The organism is Planktothrix prolifica NIVA-CYA 540 (assembly GCF_963864145.1).
GTDB lineage: Bacteria > Cyanobacteriota > Cyanobacteriia > Cyanobacteriales > Microcoleaceae > Planktothrix > Planktothrix agardhii.
Map to the genome: position 1 here is coordinate 1 of NZ_CAWLTW010000002.1, position 16,297 is coordinate 16,297.

Sequence of the window (16,297 nt, forward strand, 5' to 3'; positions counted from 1 at the left end):
AGATTCCAAGTGTTGATAGGTGTGGAGGGTAGAACTATTGAGTCTTCCGGTGTTGAGTCGCTTGAGTTGTGGCGAATAAAGCAGGTACTCGGCGGGTTGATATCCTTCTAGGCTAACAACGTTTAGACCAATGATATTTTGATGGACTCCAGAGCCTTGCCATTCAATAAAATGGGATTCCTTGAGAAAATCTGGAGAAAAAGTTGAAGAAACTCTTGCACTATGCCCTGACTGTGTTAATATAACCATAAGTTTCGGGTTTGTCTTTTCGACATCCCGGTTTAGTTTAAGAAACAACTATCACCCGCAGAAGTCTTGCAATTTCTACTGTGGGTGATTTAAATTTAAGCCTAAATGGTAGAAAAATCAATTAATCTCGGTAACATTTAATAAATCTCTACGAGTCAGCAACTTAATCTCGCCGCGTAAGAAAGGCTTAGATTTAAAGCCCAAAGCATTAGCCCGTCAGGATTGTCTAAGTCCTAGCAGTTTGGACGGCCATTAAAATACCTCCCACAATCCCCCGACTCCCTAACCCCATATTGAATCAAATAATCTTCATAAGTTTTGACCCGTTGAGGTGGTGAAACAACTTTAAAGTTAGGAGCAAACCTATCACGGTCAAGGCAACCGGAGCCGCCTTTATTTTGTAAGCAATAAAAAGCATCTGATCCTTCCTCAATAACAATAGGCTTCTCTGGTTTTTTTACAAGAACTTGGGGCGGTTCAGTAGGTGTTGTTAATTTCTGATTACTAATATCGGGTTTAGGTTGTTGCTGTGCAGATGACTTGGTGATAGTTTGACGGCTATTAACTACATGAATAATTCCCCCAATCAAGCTAACTGTGATGGTAGCGATCGCAATACCTTTTAACAATATCAATCTAGGCGGTTTATTCTCATCCAGTATTGAAGCTGTCGGAGTAATGTTAATTGTTTGCATATTTTCACCGAGCTAATATTAATAAACCTTGGTATGGCATGGCATGGCATAAGGTGACATGGGAGGTCATAACCTGGCATAAGCCCCGTTATAAAGTCATGTCAGGTCATGTCATGCCATGTCAGGACTAGGGGTAAAGGTGAAACTGCCGTTAATTTCTGCAACAGTTCCTAGTTTGGCTTCTGCCAATTTATCGAGAATATAACGGGCGGTTGTTGCGTTTAATTTCAGGCGTTGACCCAATGCAGAACGGTAAACATCACGGGTCGAGATTGACCCATTCTGTTTAGCTAGTTCAAGGATTTCTAACCATTCAGGCTGTAACTCAACTCCGTTAATGATTTGGTTAACCTTTGGTTTTTCCGGTGCTTTATCAAAATTAAACCGGGGTAAATGTGGTTCAGGTTTTGAAGGTTGACGGGGTTGATAATCCTCATCAAAGTCTTCTGATTGTTCCGATTCAAAGACCGGAATTGATGATTTATCAAGGAATCTAGGCTGTATCAAATTAGCCGGAGCGTTGCCTTTTTTCTTGTATTGAGCATGGTGCTTATGGGTGGGATGTTCTGCTATCTGGAGAGGGTTTGAACCGCTAATTACAACCGGGTAAGCTGCATTTTTGATGTACTGAAACCCTGGAGTGTCGTGCTTCCAAACATTCTGAATTTCTCCCCTAGCAGAAGCACCACAGAGTATTAGTAAAAAGTTGTTCCTAAACTTCCCGTCAATGCCTATGGCTTCTGTATTGTGGCTTTGCATGAGTCCCAACAAACAGATATCAAACTTCCGGGCATTGGAAAGTTTGCGGATGGCATAGATAAAAGTATTTCTGCGTTTTTGTTTACCAGGCAAGGGGCTAATGGTATCCAGTTGTTCTAATTCGCTCAGGGTATCGTTGATTTCATCCAGGCAGACAATTATCGGGTGTCCGTCTTGATGTTTTCGCCGTTCAATTTCCTCAATCAACCAACAGAGAACTTGATAAATTACCTGAACATCGGACTCGATACGGGGGAAGCCCATCTGTTGCCAGATGATATTTTTTTGTTGGTGAATGTCAAGTACAATCACTTCCGCAGGGGTAACGGCGGTTAATTTTCCAACAATAAAACCAGCAGCGAGTGAAGTCTTGGCACTGCCGGAGTTACCCCCAACTAATATTCCAGAAGCTTCATCGGCTAAATCATCCCAGTTGTAGAAATCAAGTTCAGACCCTTGATTAAATTGCATTTGATAGTAGGTGTTCATTACCCCCGGCGGTGTGGGCATGGGAGAAGGAGGGAACAAGACATTTTGAACAGTTTGGATTTCCGCAGCTTGATACAAGCCGAATATTTCATCGCTGGTATCTCGTTTGATGATGTTGCGTTCCTCCTCCTTCAGTCCCTTGATAGCAGTGGCGATCGCCCCCACCCCAAATAACCCCGCACAACCTGAAGCATAAAACCTAGAAGGGTTTAGTCCAGGGTTTACAACTGACCAAGCCAATGAAATGAAGCCACAGCCACAGCAAACAATAGAAGATACCGCAGCTTCATGATTTTCTAACCAGTCTAAAAATTCATCTAAAAACCCCAACCCCAAATCACCCCCATTAAATATGTAATTAAAGTAATTGATGAAAGTGTCAATAGGACATTAGGAGAAGTTGCGAACTGTCCTGAATAAATTTGTCTACCGATTCGAGTACACATCACCAAGCAAACGACAATTAAAGCCAAAAAAACTGACCAATACAGCCAGCTAAAGTTAGGGACGGAACGGGAAACTAGACTTAAAAAATGTCCGGCTCCTGTACTCGCTAAACCTGTTCCAAAGTAAAGACTAAATCGACTCATTAGCCACCTCTCAAGCGTTCCTTACGCTCTTGTATTCGTGCTTTCTGCTGTTGTAGTTGTTGTTGCAGTTGTTGGGCTTCTGCTTGCCTCAGAGCGATGTTTTTCTGATACTCAACAGCTATCTTATCCATATCAGAATTAAGCCGTTGATTAGCTGCATATTGGGCAAAATTCCCCCCGGCAACCTTGGGAATAGTTTTAGTTACAGTCCCAACTAACTTGGCTTCTGTTCGACTAAAAGCTCCGAGTTCCTTTCCGTACTCCTTAGACAATTTCTCGTAACCTTCAAGGGTTTTGTGCATGGCTTTGAGAGTTTCTAAATCATCTTTAGAAATCATCCATCCTTTAGCTTCCCATTCCCTTAATAAGTCAGCAGAAGTGCCAATATAAACCCCAATGTCCATTAGTTTTGTGTTAGTTGAAATGGTTAATGCTTTCCACAGTTGAGCCTCTGATTTTGAGGATGTGGCTAGGCTGTTAAGTTTTCGAGGTTCGGGGTATAGAGAAGCTAGAAGCCTCTCAGTAGGTGCTATAGCGTCTCTGGAATGTCCTATGGCTCTATCGGGAGTCCTAGCAGGGGATGGTCTAGGGTGCTATTAGAACTAATATACACTTTATTTCACCAAAATGCACAATATTTGTATGATTAGAATTTCTTATATACTCTTGAGATGTTATTCTGTATATGATTGGTGACATTTGGGGAAATTCAACGATGGCTGGTGACAGGATGACAGTTGACTTAGAGGGTTTGCGTCCCGAACTCGAACGGGTTGCTGTGGCTTGTGAACGCAATCTAGGACAGCAAATTAGATTTTTTATTCGTGAGGGGCTTGATAAACATTTACCCTTGATTGGTGAGCAACCAAGGATAAGGGATTGCACCATTCCCCCTGACATTGAGGAAATTATCAGAAAGTCGGCTAGTGGTAAAAAATTAGATAATATTGAATCTGATAAATTAAAGAATTATTTTAATATTGATGACTGATGAAGCGAGACTCTTAACTGCCAATTACTGCCAATTGCCACGAATAAAAACTATGATTTTCTGTTTAAATAAATATGAATGATGACACCCATTAAATCATTTAAGGTATCCGTTTTAGCGCAAACTGGGACTCAACAAACAGCTTTACTAACTCCAGCAACAGAGGAAGATATGCCGACTGACTGGACATTTAACTGGCTATTGTTGTGGCAAGCAACGGACTTTGATTGTCAAAACATCGTTAAACTAATTTACGATAAACAGCTTTGGGGATTAGTTCGATATGGTCTTTATCCCTATTCTGATTCTACCTCCCCAGAATTTCTGGAGATAGAACATCTGGAGACTAACCCCGCCAGTAGAGGACAACTCTCAGAACGTTTGATTGTACCCATAGGCAAATGGTTAATCTGGTACGCTGTACAGGTGGGATTGCAGTGTTGCTCAGGAACCGACACACTGATTGTGTTAGTGTCATTGGAAGATGCTATCAACTACTATAGAGATGTAATCCAAATGCAGTGTTTGGGGCCGACAACTATCGCTCCGGGAGAAGATGGATATGCGTTCAAATTTTCTAAGAAAGAAGCAAAAGCCTTCTGTTACAGACAAGAAAATGAATGGGGAGTCCCAACTAGCCTCAACCTCTAATCAGGTTAGAGCAGGCACAACAAAAGTGATGACTCATTCTCAGCGACAGGCTTTTTGGGAAAATTCCAGTTTAGGAAAAGCTTTAGGTTTTTTTCATTCGGATGAATAAAATTAAAAGTTCCGGCGGGGGAATGTTGGCACTCTCTAAAATTCTGGTGATATCTTCAAAACCGCTTTAGGATGTAATCTTTGAGGTTAACACTATCAGAATTCTGAAATTTGCAGCCATTGGGACAATTGACCTTTACAAAACTTTACAAGGTTGCACCTGGTGACACGAACCTTCTATTTCCGCCATCTTCTAATTTCCAGCGTTCAGAATGGGGAGAAACTACAACTTGGGTCATATTAACGTTGTAATGTCAATTTTTGTAAAAAAAAACTTGATTCTGCCTGTACTTAGTGTACTGTGATGAACACAGTCAAGTCGAATGTAACAAATGTGGGAACTTGTGAAAATCACCCTCGAAGTTGGGTTCTAAACTCGAATCAACGTCAGCTTCTGCCGTCTGAGACAGATATCGAGTTCTACCGACAACAGGGTTGGTATATTTCCAAACCGATATTTTCCGAATCAGAAATCGATCAAGCTCGCCAAGGAATCGAACGCTTTTATCGAGGTGATCGTGAGGGTCAGTTAACCCTAACGCTACCGGATTTTGAGGATTGGACACCTAATCAGGGAAACGGTTTACGAATTAATGAGTTTCTTGTCCAGCAAAACCGACAAATTTATCAATTATCCCAGAATTCTCTAATTGGGGCTATTGCTGCTTTACTAACAGGTAGCGATCAAATTCGATTGTTCAGTAGCAGCCTGTATTATAAACCACCTCATACTCAATCGGTGGAGACCACAATCGGGTGGCATCATGATCGCGGCTATTGGAAAACCTGCACATCAGAAAATATGATTAGTGCTTGGATTCCCCTACATGATTGTGATGAAAGCATGGGAACCTTGACCATGATTGATGGCAGCCATCTTTGGTCTGACCCCAATGGAACGCCACAATGGTTTTCCCATTTTGCCAAATCCGATCGCACGGAACAAGAGGACATTTTGATGGCTCATGCTCAGGGCAGACCGATTCAGAAAGTGCCTATGAACATGAAAAAGGGACAAGTCAGTTTTCATCACTGTTTAACTTTTCATGGTAGTCCCTCTAATACTAGCAATCAACCCCGAATTGCCATTGCTTTCCATCTGCAAGATCGAGACAATCAGTATCGTATCCACCGCAAAAAAAACGGTAATGTCCATGTTCACAATAACGATCTTGTCTGCCGGAAATTAGCAGATGGAAGACCGGATTACACCGATCCTGTCTTTTGTCCTGTATTATGGGAAGGCAATCTACGACAGGGTGAAAAATAGTTATTCTTGAAAGTTTTGAATTGATCAATTCAAAACCTAGATAAACAGTAATTAATAGTTTGAAAAACACAATCTTTTCTAGCAAAATTAATTAATAATTAATAATGAATAATCCCATTTTAGCCATCGAAATTGGTGCTGCCGATCTCAATTTAATAGAAAACTGGGTCTCTCAGGGACATCTCAAAAATTTAGCAAAGTTGTTAGAAGGAGGAGCTTCAGGTAGACTCGAAAACATCGACTATTATACAACCGAAACAAAATGGACAATATTTTTAACAGGTTGTATGCCTAAAACCACTGGATATTGGGGGCCTTTAAAGTTCCAAAACGGTACCTACGAAATGGAACGTCAGCAGCAATCCTATAACTTTATTCAATATCCTCCATTTTACAGTTTAGCTGGGGACGCTCAAATTGCCGTTTTTGATATACCTCAAACCACTATATCCGAGAAAGTTCAAGGTGTACAGGTTTTAGGATGGGGGTGTCATGCTCCTTATGTACTCAATAACTCCCATCCTCCTCAATTATTAGCGGACTTGGTGAGCAAGTTTGGTGAACATCCGACATTTCGACGTGATTTTATCAATAACTGGTGGAATCCAGACATTGTTAAGAAGTTTTGTGACGATCTCAAAGTAGGCATTTCTCGCCGAGCCGATATCTGTAAGTTTTTACTCAAGCAACAAAATTGGGACTTGTTTTTAACCGGATTTAGTGAAACTCATCCGGCTGGGCATCACTATTATCATCTCAGTCAATCCGATCATCCCTTGTATCCGTACAAAGATAAACATGGGGCGGTTGGCGATTTAATGCTTGAACTCTACGAAGCGACTGATCGGGCGATCGGAGAGCTAATCGAAACTGCTCCTCAAGATGCTCATATTCTCATTTATTCCCTACAAGGAATGACAAATAACTCAACCGATTTACCCAGTATGGTGTTTTTACCAGAGTTACTGTATCGGTTTAGTTTTCCAGGCAAAGTAGCCCTCGCAGCGGGTCAAGATAGCCCTCTTCCTCCACCCATTGTCCCTAATTTGGATAGCCAAACTTGGGCTAGCGAAGTTTGGAAGTTAAAGTCCGATCGCAATCCAATTCAACGGTTTTTAAGAGGACGAGTTTCTGACGAATTGCAAGAAGCAATCGATCAATGGTTCAGGTCAAAAACTTCACCCGATTTAAATTCTCCCTTTCAGTTATACAAAGAAAAGTCGTTGTACGCTTGGCAACCGACCATGTGGTACAAACCCTTCTGGCCAAAAATGAAAGCATTTGCACTGCCAACATTTGCCGTAGAAGGATTTGTTCGGATTAACCTAAAAGGTCGAGAACCTGAGGGCATTGTCGAACCTGACAATTATGATGAACTATGTGAAGAATTGACCCAGCATCTATACAATCTCAAAGATGCGCGAACTGGAAAATCAGTGATTAAAAAGGTTGTGCGGACTCGAGACAATGTTCTAGATCAAGATCCGGACTTACCCAATGCCGATCTCGTGGTGGTGATGGCAGACTGTCCCAGTGATGTGGTTGATAGTCCCCAGTTTGGGCGTATCGGCCCAGTTCCACATCATCGTACTGGTGGCCATCCCCCGGAAGGATTTTTAATTGCCAAAGGTTTAGGAATTACTCCGGGTTCCAAACTCCCGGAGGGTCATGTCCTAGATTTACCACCAACGATTTTAAAGTTGATGGGATTACCATACGCTGAATATTTTGAAGGTAAGTCACTCTTATGATTGAACGAGAAGTTCCGAACCTATTTGATATTTTGGTGGTTGGGAGTGGTGCTGCTGGACTTTATGCCAGCCTTTGCCTTCCCTCTCATTTGCGGGTGGGGTTAGTAACAAAAAACTCACTTAAAAGTGGTTCAAGTCCCTGGGCGCAGGGGGGAATTGCTGCCGCTATCTATCCTCCAGATACGCCAAACCAACATTTGGAAGATACATTAAAAGCTGGAGCGGGATTGTGTGATCAGGAAGCAGTACAGTTTTTAGTGGATCATGCCACTGAAGCGATCGCCTTTTTGGTGAAGCTGGGTGTTGATTTTGACCGCCAGGGGGAAGTTTTAGCCACAACACTGGAAGCAGCACATTCTTACCCCCGAGTTTTGCACTCTCGCGATACCACTGGGCGGGCAATTGTAGATGTGTTGATTGCCAAGGTATTGGAACGCCCCAATATTCAAGTTCTCTCCCAAGCAGTCAGCCTAAGTTTATGGCTGAATCCCAAAACCCGCCACTGTCAGGGAATAAATATCCTCTACCAAAACCAAATTTTGGGGATCAGAGCAAAAGCTGTGGTGTTAGCAACGGGGGGCGGTGGTCAGGTTTTTGCTAAAACCACCAACCCCGCGGTGAGTACCGGAGATGGGATCGCGATCGCTTGGCGGGCGGGGGCGATGGTTCGAGATCTTGAGTTTTTCCAATTCCATCCCACTGCATTAATGAAACCGGGGGTACCTCACTTCTTAATTAGTGAAGCAGTACGGGGAGAGGGCGCTCATTTAGTTGATCGCGAGGGGCGACGCTTTGCCTTTGATTATCACCCCTCTGGAGAATTAGCTCCTCGAGATGTGGTTAGTCGGGCGATATATCTCCACTTGGAAAAAACTGCGGAAAATCCTGCTAATGCCAATGTTTATTTGGATATGCGACCTATAGAGCCTAATAAAATTCGCTATCGGTTTCCAAATATTATTCAAGTGTGTCAGCAATGGGGAATTGATGTTTTTAACGACTTGATACCGATTGCCCCCGCTGCCCATTATTGGATGGGAGGCATTGCTTGTGACGTGATGAATCGTACCTCAATTTCTGGGTTATATGCAATTGGGGAAACGGCAAGTACGGGCGTTCACGGTGCTAATCGGTTGGCGAGTAATTCCCTGTTAGAATGCTTGGTTTTTGCTTCCCAATTGGCTAGAATTGAGAGCGATTTGGATGGGGAAATAAAGGGAAATTTCTACTCATCCCTAGAACCACTATCTCTAGAGCGAATTAAAATTAACGATAGTGTCGCTCCATCCGCCGATCGCATTGCCACCTGCCGACAGGATTTAGCGGCTTTAATGTGGCATAGTGCTGGGATTTGTCGCACCCAAACTGTTATGGAATCCGCCATCGCCACCATCAAAACTTGGCAAAATGAGTTTAAAAACTGGGAAATTAGTCAATATTTGCTCAATCTAAAGTCGCAACACACCGTTCAATTTTTATCTCCAGAAAATGCTGAATACTTAAAATCTTTAGCGGAAATATTGAACTTATTAGATATCGCCCATTTAATTCTTAAAAGTGCTGTGTTTCGCACTGAAAGTCGCGGTGGACATTACCGCTTAGACTATCCCAAAACTCACTCTGAGTGGCAAATTCATACTGTTATAAAAGGTGATTGCTGTACTTCCATTCCTACCAGAAGAGATTAAATTTATGTGTGGTATTGTTGCATTATTTGGATTGAAAGGGATAATCACAGAATCTCAGCTTAAGAGAGCAGTAGGATCACTAAAACATCGTGGGCCAGATGGGCAAAGTATCTGGATTGCTGACAATTTTCGCGTCGGTTTAGGACATACTAGACTCAGCATTATCGATCTTAATTCTGGAGATCAGCCGATTGCTAATCGCAATGGAAGTTTACGGATTATTGCCAATGGAGAATTTTATGATTTTGAGCGAATTCAGCAAGAATTAAAGCAATGGGGATATTGGCTACAAACAAAATCTGATAGTGAAATTGCCTTGCATCTTTATGATCGCTTCGGAACCCAATGTTTATCTCATCTGCGAGGGGAATTTGCCTTTGTTTTGTGGGACGAACGCAACCAAGTTTTATTCGCTGCCCGTGATCGATTTGGGATTAAACCGCTATATTACACTGTTTACCAAGGAACTCTTTACCTCGCCTCCGAAGTGAAAGCACTCTTAGCAGCCGGAGTCCCTGCGGTGTGGGATTGGGAATCATTTCATCTGCTCGACAGTGGTGTATTACCGCCCCACAATACGCTATTTTCCAATATTTATCAAGTGCCACCGGGCTATTTTATGCTTGCATCAGACTCAGGTATCCAACTGCATCGTTACTGGGATTTTGATTATCCGCAAATTGAGACAAAGAAACATCAAATTTCAGCACAAGAATATGTGGAAGAACTTCGCGACATCCTTGATGAAGCAATTCGACTTCGTTTAAGAGCTGATGTTCCTGTTGGGTGTTATCTTAGTGGTGGTTTGGATTCATCAGCTATATTAGGGATTGCATCTCGCTACGCTACCCAACCCATTCAGGCATTTACCCTCAGCTTTGATCGCACTGAATATAATGAAGAAGCCATTGCTGCCGAAACTGCCCAACACGCAGGAGCCAATCTCCAAGTTGTTCCTATTTGTCAATCCGACTTAGCTGAGAACTTTGCCGATGCAGTTTGTCAAGGTGAAATGCTTTGTTATAACGCTCACACAACCGCCAAGTATATTTTAAGTCGTGCCGCCCGAAATGCCGGATATAAAGTTGTTTTAACTGGAGAAGGTGCCGACGAAATATTGGGCGGCTATATTCATTTTTGTGTGGATATGTTGCGTCATGGAACTCAAGACTTAGAAGAATCGAGAAGGCAAGAACTTTTAGAAGTATTAAAACAAAAAACAAAATTTCTCCCGGTCAATTTGGAGCCGTAGAAACTGAAGATTTAGAAAGCGTTTTTAAGAGCTTAGGATTCACTCCGGCTTGGATGGAGAGAAGAGTTCGCCTCAAATCTGTTCCGGTTTATTCCTCAGCATTTCGCGATCGCTTTAATAAGCGAGATGCTTATCGTTTATTTTTAAATCATATCGATGTTGCCGGACAACTTCATCAACGAGAACCCGTCAATCAATCCTTATATTTATGGTCAAAAACTCATTTACCCAATTACATTTTGAGAATGCTTGGGGATGGGGTAGAGATGGCTCATTCCTTGGAAGGACGATTACCTTTTTTGGATCATCGAGTTGTGGAATTTATTTGTCGGATACCAATTTCATTGAAAATTAATGGTTTTACCGAAAAATATATATTGCGAGAAGCCACCCGCCCTTTTATTACAGAAACCATTTACTCTCGACAAAAGCATCCTTTTCTGGTTCCACCTTCAAGTTTTCAACCCCAGAAACCCTTACATCAATTCATGCAAGATACTCTCCGCAGTTCAGCAATGGCTGCTGTTCCTTTTTATGACCATAAAGCAGTCATCCAATTACTCGATCAACTACCGAAAATGAGTGAAAGCCAGCAAGCGACAATGGATGTTACATTAATGAAAATGCTTAGTTCATGTTGTCTCCAACAACGGTTCGGACTATAGTGCTACGCTCTAGGAACTGCGATGTACTGGGAATAGAGAACACTTCGACAAGACTTCGGCGTGAGATCAGTCGAACGCTCAGTGCCTCGCAGTAAGCGGAAGATGCTAAAAATCTCCGCTCATATTTTCTTGAATCAGGGTGGTATACTCTTGACTCAGAGAATCGGGTAATTTCATCGAATGATAATCTACACCAATCTCTTTCATTCTTCTGAAGGCTTCATCTAACAGCGCTTCATTTTGCATAATAATGACCCGGATATATTGATGGCTTTCTGGATTAAAAGAGCGAATGGTTGATAATTTAATATAAGCTCGACTCAGGATATAATAATCAAATAATTCAACTGCTGTAAATCCACCTTGAGATTGTAGATGCGGTGGGACTGAGAGTAAATATTTGAACCCTGCTTCTGGACAGTCAATGGCTTCTGGCGGCCATCCCATACTTTGCCATCCAGCGATGGATTTTTGAATCAAATAGCTGACATATTCATTGATTTCGGGTTTTTGTTGTTCAGCATTAAAATTATCTAAGGCTGCTTTTGCCGCATACTGACAAACTTCTGGAATCATTACAGAAAAAGTTGAATTGTGCATCCGAATTGCATTGATCACATAATCATTTCCCGCCACCAAACCAATTCGCAGTCCCGGTAATCCAAACTCTTTACTCAGTGATAATACGGTGAGGCTACATTCTTTTGCATCTGGAATTTCTAAAATATTGATCAAATCCGTTTTTGAGTTGTGAGTGGTATACCACGAATCCATATCGTGTAAAATTAGAATTTCATGTTTTAATGCAAATTGTACTAATTGATTTAGATACTCCCGTCCAGCTACTTTTCCGGTTGGATTACAGGGAGAATTAAAATACATAAAACGGATCGATTTCTCCGGCAAATTATTGATGATACTTTCCGCTTTGATCAAATCAAAAAATCCAGATTCCCCACTCGGTAAACGGACTAATTTTGCTCCATTCCCACTGGCAATAATTGCTACTGTAGATAAAGTAAACTCTGGAATTAGCACATAACTTCCACCAAAAGACCGAGATAGGGCATCAAAAACTTGGGATGCTCCCGTTGTAATCATAATTTCTTTATGCAAATCTAGCTCGATCTTAAACTGACTTGACATAAAGTTTTGAAAAGAACTACGCAGGCTAATTAACCCATAAGAAGATGGATAATGTAATGCTTCATTGGCGTGGTTTCCTAAAGATTGTAAAGCTTGTTGAGTCGGCTCGTATTCATGATAAAATGGGTAGGAGTAGTCCGTACCCATATCAATAAATTCAATTCCTTTTTCAATAGCATTTAAACGCAGAATTCGATTGGCGACTAGGTGCGCTCTTTCGATTTGACCTATTTTTTCAGCTTGGAGTAAGTTTAGGGAAATGCTCCCACCAAGATTCAGCCGTTTTTTTGGAGTTTTTGTGCTTTTGAACATAGAGGGCTATCTATTAAAGAACAGTTTTATAATTTCAAGGCGCTTCGGGCTACAGGTGAAAGTGTCTTAGGATATAGGATAAGGCTTTGACCGTACTACTCTATAAAAAATAGGGATAATTTAACGTCTATAAATGTGCGTTGTTTGTGAACGCCCGGTTTGAAAACCTGACTTTTTCGTGATGAACCTGCCTCGTTGCTCGAAGCGATCACTAACTTCATCTTTGGGGATGGGGTGCTAGATGAAACTATTACTCAATAGGACTCACAGGCTATTGATTGCCACCTCAGCCTTATCCTACCATATTGAAGTCAATGAACGATAAACTTTTTTTGCGGGAAATGTAAAGAGTTTCAACTCAGTTAAAATTTATATTACAAATATGAACGAAGAATCTTCACCCTTATAGGGCGGAGACTGTCAAAAAGCCGTTGGATAATCGGTATAGCCCCTAGCACCTCCGCCAAAAAATGTAGCTCGATCGTAGGGATTCAGAGGGGCATTTTGGGCAAATCTTTTAGGTAAGTCAGGGTTAGAAATAAATAGCCTACCGTAAGCAATTAGATCAGCATTTCCGGCGGCTAAAACAGCATTTCCGCGATCGCGATCATAACCTCCTGCTGAAATAATCGTTCCCTTAAAAAGGGGACGGAAGTAGCGACAGGGCAACCCAAATTCCGGTTCATTGGGGTCGTTCTCTCGTTGAACCCAGCGATTAAAAGCATCCGTATTTGACCGAGGTTCAATCAAATGTAGATAAGCCAGATCAAAACAGTTGAGAGTCTTGACCACATAACTAAACAAAGCTTGAGGATCAGAATCAGACATACTGTAGTATTGGTTGCTGGGGGAAAGACGAACGCCCACCCGATCACCGCCCCAGATTTCCACAACCGCTTCCGTGACTTCCATCAATAAGCGAGCGCGATTTTCGATAGAACCGCCATAGCGATCAATTCGTTGATTTGAGCCATCTTGAAGGAACTGATCCAGCAAATAGCCATTGGCGCTATGAATTTCCACCCCATCAAACCCAGCCGCGATTGCATTTTGGGCAGCATGACGATAATCTTGAATAATCCCAGGAATCTCCTCAGTTTCCAAAGCGCGAGGAGTAACAAACGGGCGATCTCCATCCTCTGTAGAAGCCATACCAATCGTTGCTGCAATTGCACTCGGAGCAACAGGCAGATTCCCTTGAGGTTGCAAGTCAGGATGGGAAATGCGTCCAACGTGCCACAATTGCAGAAAAATTAACCCTCCCCGCTCATGGACTGCTTTCGTGACCAGTCGCCAGCTCTCCACTTGTTCGGCTGAGTGAATACCCGGAGTCTGGGGAAACCCCACTCCCTGGGGAGAAATTTGGGACGCTTCAGCAATAATCAACCCAGCCGAAGACCGTTGCGCGTAATAGAGGGCATTGAGGGGGACACAACCATTTCCCCGTCCGGCTCGATTCCGTGTCAGAGGAGCCATCACAATTCGGTTTCGTAGGGTGTATGAACCGAGCTTGACGGGCGAAAACAAATTCACATCGGCACTCATAACGGGTATTGCTTTAAACGTTCGATCAACTCAACAGCCCGCGCAGCAGAATCTTCCGGCTTGAGGCTCCGGCAATTATATCCCAGAATTCGGTTCATAGCAGCACTCGCTTCAGAAGTAAAAATCACCTCCCCCGAAGGTTCAATCGATTGAATTCCATCGCCAATCAGTCCTTGAGCTTCGATCTGTCGGGCTGCTTCTAGGGACAGATGGCGGGGGTAAAGAATTTCAGGGCGATCGCGACTCAACCGGACATCATAGCCCCCACTATGACCCAGAGGACTGCAAACATGAGTTCGGGTGCGATCATTCCTCACTAAACGCATAATATTTTTCACCGCCGATTCTCCCGTCCGCACCGCCATGACTCGACCCTGGGGAAGTTGTTCTCCAGCCAACTTAAACAAGGTCTGGGGATTTAATTCCTGTGTTATCTCTGTTCCCTGATGAAAAACCCCGATCCAGTACGGTCGATGCTCTAAAGATTCGATTTCTGCCAAATTCCCCCAAAAATAATTACAGTGAAAATGATGGGCGACCATTTCCACCTGAATTTCCGTTATCGGAATTCCCAAGCGACGAGAGACAATATAGGCGATCGCCGCGTGTAGAAACTCCGAATTTCCCGCGCCACAGGTCGGAGCTAAATTGAGTTGATTTAAAACGGGATTAACCAGATCAGGAAGGGCAATATTCACCACTGGGGTATCGGGAACTCCCTGCTGTCTCGCTTTCATCAGGTTGAGGGTCAAAGTAAGATGAAGGGGAAGCCAAGGGCCTTGCCGTGCTTCTCGTTGTAACTGACGCTGTATTTCCGGTGAGAATGGCATCGGAACCCACCAAGCTCTTAGGGTAGTGGCATTAACAATCACATCCGGTCGGATCGTAGCCAAAGTTTCAGTGAGGCGATCGAGATTCCGTAAATCGAGGGATTGAAACTGGATGTCCAGGTTGCGATCGCGATAATAGGCGATTGTGGCGATATCCGCTACCACAGACTCAAGACGCTGAACATTTAGACTAAAAGCCCAGATGCGGGTCACTTCTGGATAGGTCGCCAGACCCCGCAGAATCGACTGACCGATATCTCCTACCCCAAAAACGGCGATCGTTACCAAGAGTTCATCTCCCGACTGAAGTTGATTCTTTATGATAATTTGAGTGAGAACGCAATTCAAAAGTAAATGAAAGTTTTCCTAACCGGAGCAACCGGGTACATTGGTAGTGCAGTGGCTGAAGCCCTACAAATAGCGGGACATCAGGTTACAGGTTTAGCCCGCTCAGAGCAAGCAACCCAACGTTTACAGGCTCTTGGCTTTAAGGTAGTGAGGGGAGACATACACCAGCCTCTGAAGTGGGTGGAGGCGCTTTCTCAGGTGGATGGGGTGATTCATCTAGCCGCCACGAAAGATGAGAAAATGCCCCATAGCGATCGCCGAGCCGTCGAAGAAATGTTGTCAGCTTTAACCGGGACGGGAAAGCCATTCATCTATACCAGTGGAACCTGGATCTTAGGCAATATTAACTCCAGCGTTAACGAACAATCTCCTCTTAATCCCATTCCCTTAATGGCTTGGCGTTTAGACATCGAACGGCAGGTTTTAGCGGCTAAAGAACGGCAGGTTCGGTCTGTTGTCTTGCGTCCGGGGATGGTCTACGGTCGTGGCGGGGGACTGGTGGCGCAACTGGTCGCAGGCGGTAGACACAATGGAGTGGTGCAGTTTGTGGGGACGGGAGACAATCACTGGGCTTTAATTCATGTTGAAGATCTGGCGCGTTGCTATGTCAAAGCGATCGAGCAATCCCCTGCGGGAATGGTTTTTAATGTTGTAGACGAATGCTCCCTGGCTCTGCGAGAAATTGCTCAAGCAGCCAGTCAACCGGCGGGTGTTCCCGGTCAAATCCAATCCCAATCTCTGGAAGTAGCACGCCAGCAGATCGGACTCCTAGCAGATGGACTGGTTCTCGATCAGCAGATTTCCAACCTTCACGTCCGGCAACTTTTGGATTGGGAACCCATTGCTCCCTCACTGTTAGAAGAGCTAAAATTAGGCTCTTATTGCCAGTGCCATCCAAATTAAAGTCCTCTATCTGGCAAAATAGATAAATGTGGCGATGGTCTAGGTAGAGGAAGTT

Annotated in this window: 16 protein-coding genes; 8 read left to right on the forward strand and 8 right to left on the reverse strand. The window is 43.3% G+C overall.

Going from position 1 to position 16,297, the window contains the following annotated elements:
• The 5 genes from AC559H_RS24590 to AC559H_RS24610 form a co-directional block, all read right to left on the reverse strand.
• A partial coding sequence (locus AC559H_RS24590) for a hypothetical protein (protein WP_148292348.1) occupies positions 1–249 on the reverse strand: 249 nt, incomplete at its 3' end.
• Between the two features lie 233 nt (positions 250–482).
• A complete protein-coding gene (locus AC559H_RS24595; protein ID WP_026796186.1) occupies positions 483–944 on the reverse strand; it encodes a hypothetical protein in 462 nt (153 codons plus the stop codon).
• A gap of 111 nt (positions 945–1,055) precedes the next feature.
• Entirely contained in the window at positions 1,056–2,522 is a 1,467-nt protein-coding gene (locus AC559H_RS24600) for a hypothetical protein (RefSeq protein WP_026796187.1), read from the reverse strand.
• Positions 2,510–2,782, reverse strand: a complete 273-nt coding sequence (locus tag AC559H_RS24605) for a hypothetical protein (RefSeq protein WP_026796188.1) — start codon at positions 2,780–2,782, stop codon at positions 2,510–2,512. Before AC559H_RS24605 ends, AC559H_RS24600 begins: the two co-directional genes overlap by 13 nt.
• Positions 2,782–3,186, reverse strand: coding sequence for a hypothetical protein (locus AC559H_RS24610; protein ID WP_026796189.1), 405 nt, complete (start codon positions 3,184–3,186; stop codon positions 2,782–2,784). Before AC559H_RS24610 ends, AC559H_RS24605 begins: the two co-directional genes overlap by 1 nt.
• A gap of 281 nt (positions 3,187–3,467) precedes the next feature.
• Between AC559H_RS24610 and AC559H_RS24615 the strand changes: the two genes are divergently transcribed.
• The 7 genes from AC559H_RS24615 (at position 3,468) to AC559H_RS24645 (ending at position 11,158) form a co-directional block, all read left to right on the forward strand.
• Positions 3,468–3,773, forward strand: coding sequence for a hypothetical protein (locus AC559H_RS24615; protein ID WP_026796190.1), 306 nt, complete (start codon positions 3,468–3,470; stop codon positions 3,771–3,773).
• A gap of 78 nt (positions 3,774–3,851) precedes the next feature.
• Positions 3,852–4,424, forward strand: a complete 573-nt coding sequence (locus AC559H_RS24620) for a hypothetical protein (RefSeq protein ID WP_237745653.1) — start codon at positions 3,852–3,854, stop codon at positions 4,422–4,424.
• Positions 4,425–4,836: 412 nt separating this feature from the next.
• Entirely contained in the window at positions 4,837–5,802 is a 966-nt protein-coding gene (locus AC559H_RS24625) for a phytanoyl-CoA dioxygenase family protein (RefSeq protein WP_081696206.1), read from the forward strand.
• Positions 5,803–5,906: 104 nt separating this feature from the next.
• Complete coding sequence (locus tag AC559H_RS24630) at positions 5,907–7,553, forward strand: alkaline phosphatase family protein (RefSeq protein WP_026796193.1); 1,647 nt, start codon at positions 5,907–5,909, stop codon at positions 7,551–7,553.
• Positions 7,550–9,241 carry an L-aspartate oxidase gene (gene nadB, locus AC559H_RS24635; RefSeq protein WP_026796194.1) on the forward strand — a complete coding sequence of 564 codons (1,692 nt, stop codon included), beginning with the start codon at positions 7,550–7,552 and terminating at the stop codon, positions 9,239–9,241. Before AC559H_RS24630 ends, nadB begins: the two co-directional genes overlap by 4 nt.
• Positions 9,242–9,245: 4 nt before the next feature.
• Positions 9,246–10,493 carry an asparagine synthase (glutamine-hydrolyzing) gene (gene asnB / locus AC559H_RS24640; RefSeq protein ID WP_202806361.1) on the forward strand — a complete coding sequence of 416 codons (1,248 nt, stop codon included), beginning with the start codon at positions 9,246–9,248 and terminating at the stop codon, positions 10,491–10,493.
• Positions 10,379–11,158, forward strand: coding sequence for an asparagine synthase-related protein (locus tag AC559H_RS24645; RefSeq protein WP_202806362.1), 780 nt, complete (start codon positions 10,379–10,381; stop codon positions 11,156–11,158). Before asnB ends, AC559H_RS24645 begins: the two co-directional genes overlap by 115 nt.
• A 105-nt stretch (positions 11,159–11,263) precedes the next feature.
• On the opposite strand, the gene AC559H_RS24650 is transcribed toward AC559H_RS24645, so the two are convergent.
• The 3 genes from AC559H_RS24650 to AC559H_RS24660 form a co-directional block, all read right to left on the reverse strand.
• A complete protein-coding gene (locus AC559H_RS24650; protein ID WP_026789245.1) occupies positions 11,264–12,616 on the reverse strand; it encodes a pyridoxal phosphate-dependent aminotransferase in 1,353 nt (450 codons plus the stop codon).
• Between the two features lie 420 nt (positions 12,617–13,036).
• Positions 13,037–14,092 (reverse strand): alkene reductase, encoded by a 1,056-nt coding sequence (locus AC559H_RS24655; RefSeq protein WP_431602510.1) that lies wholly within the window; start codon positions 14,090–14,092, stop codon positions 13,037–13,039.
• Between the two features lie 65 nt (positions 14,093–14,157).
• Positions 14,158–15,339: a hypothetical protein gene (locus AC559H_RS24660; protein ID WP_148292288.1), complete on the reverse strand. Its 1,182-nt coding sequence runs from the start codon at positions 15,337–15,339 to the stop codon at positions 14,158–14,160.
• A gap of 6 nt (positions 15,340–15,345) precedes the next feature.
• Here AC559H_RS24660 and AC559H_RS24665 point away from each other — a divergent pair, with 6 nt between their 5' ends.
• Positions 15,346–16,242 carry an SDR family oxidoreductase gene (locus AC559H_RS24665; protein ID WP_026796197.1) on the forward strand — a complete coding sequence of 299 codons (897 nt, stop codon included), beginning with the start codon at positions 15,346–15,348 and terminating at the stop codon, positions 16,240–16,242.
• Positions 16,243–16,297: the final 55 nt, after the last annotated feature.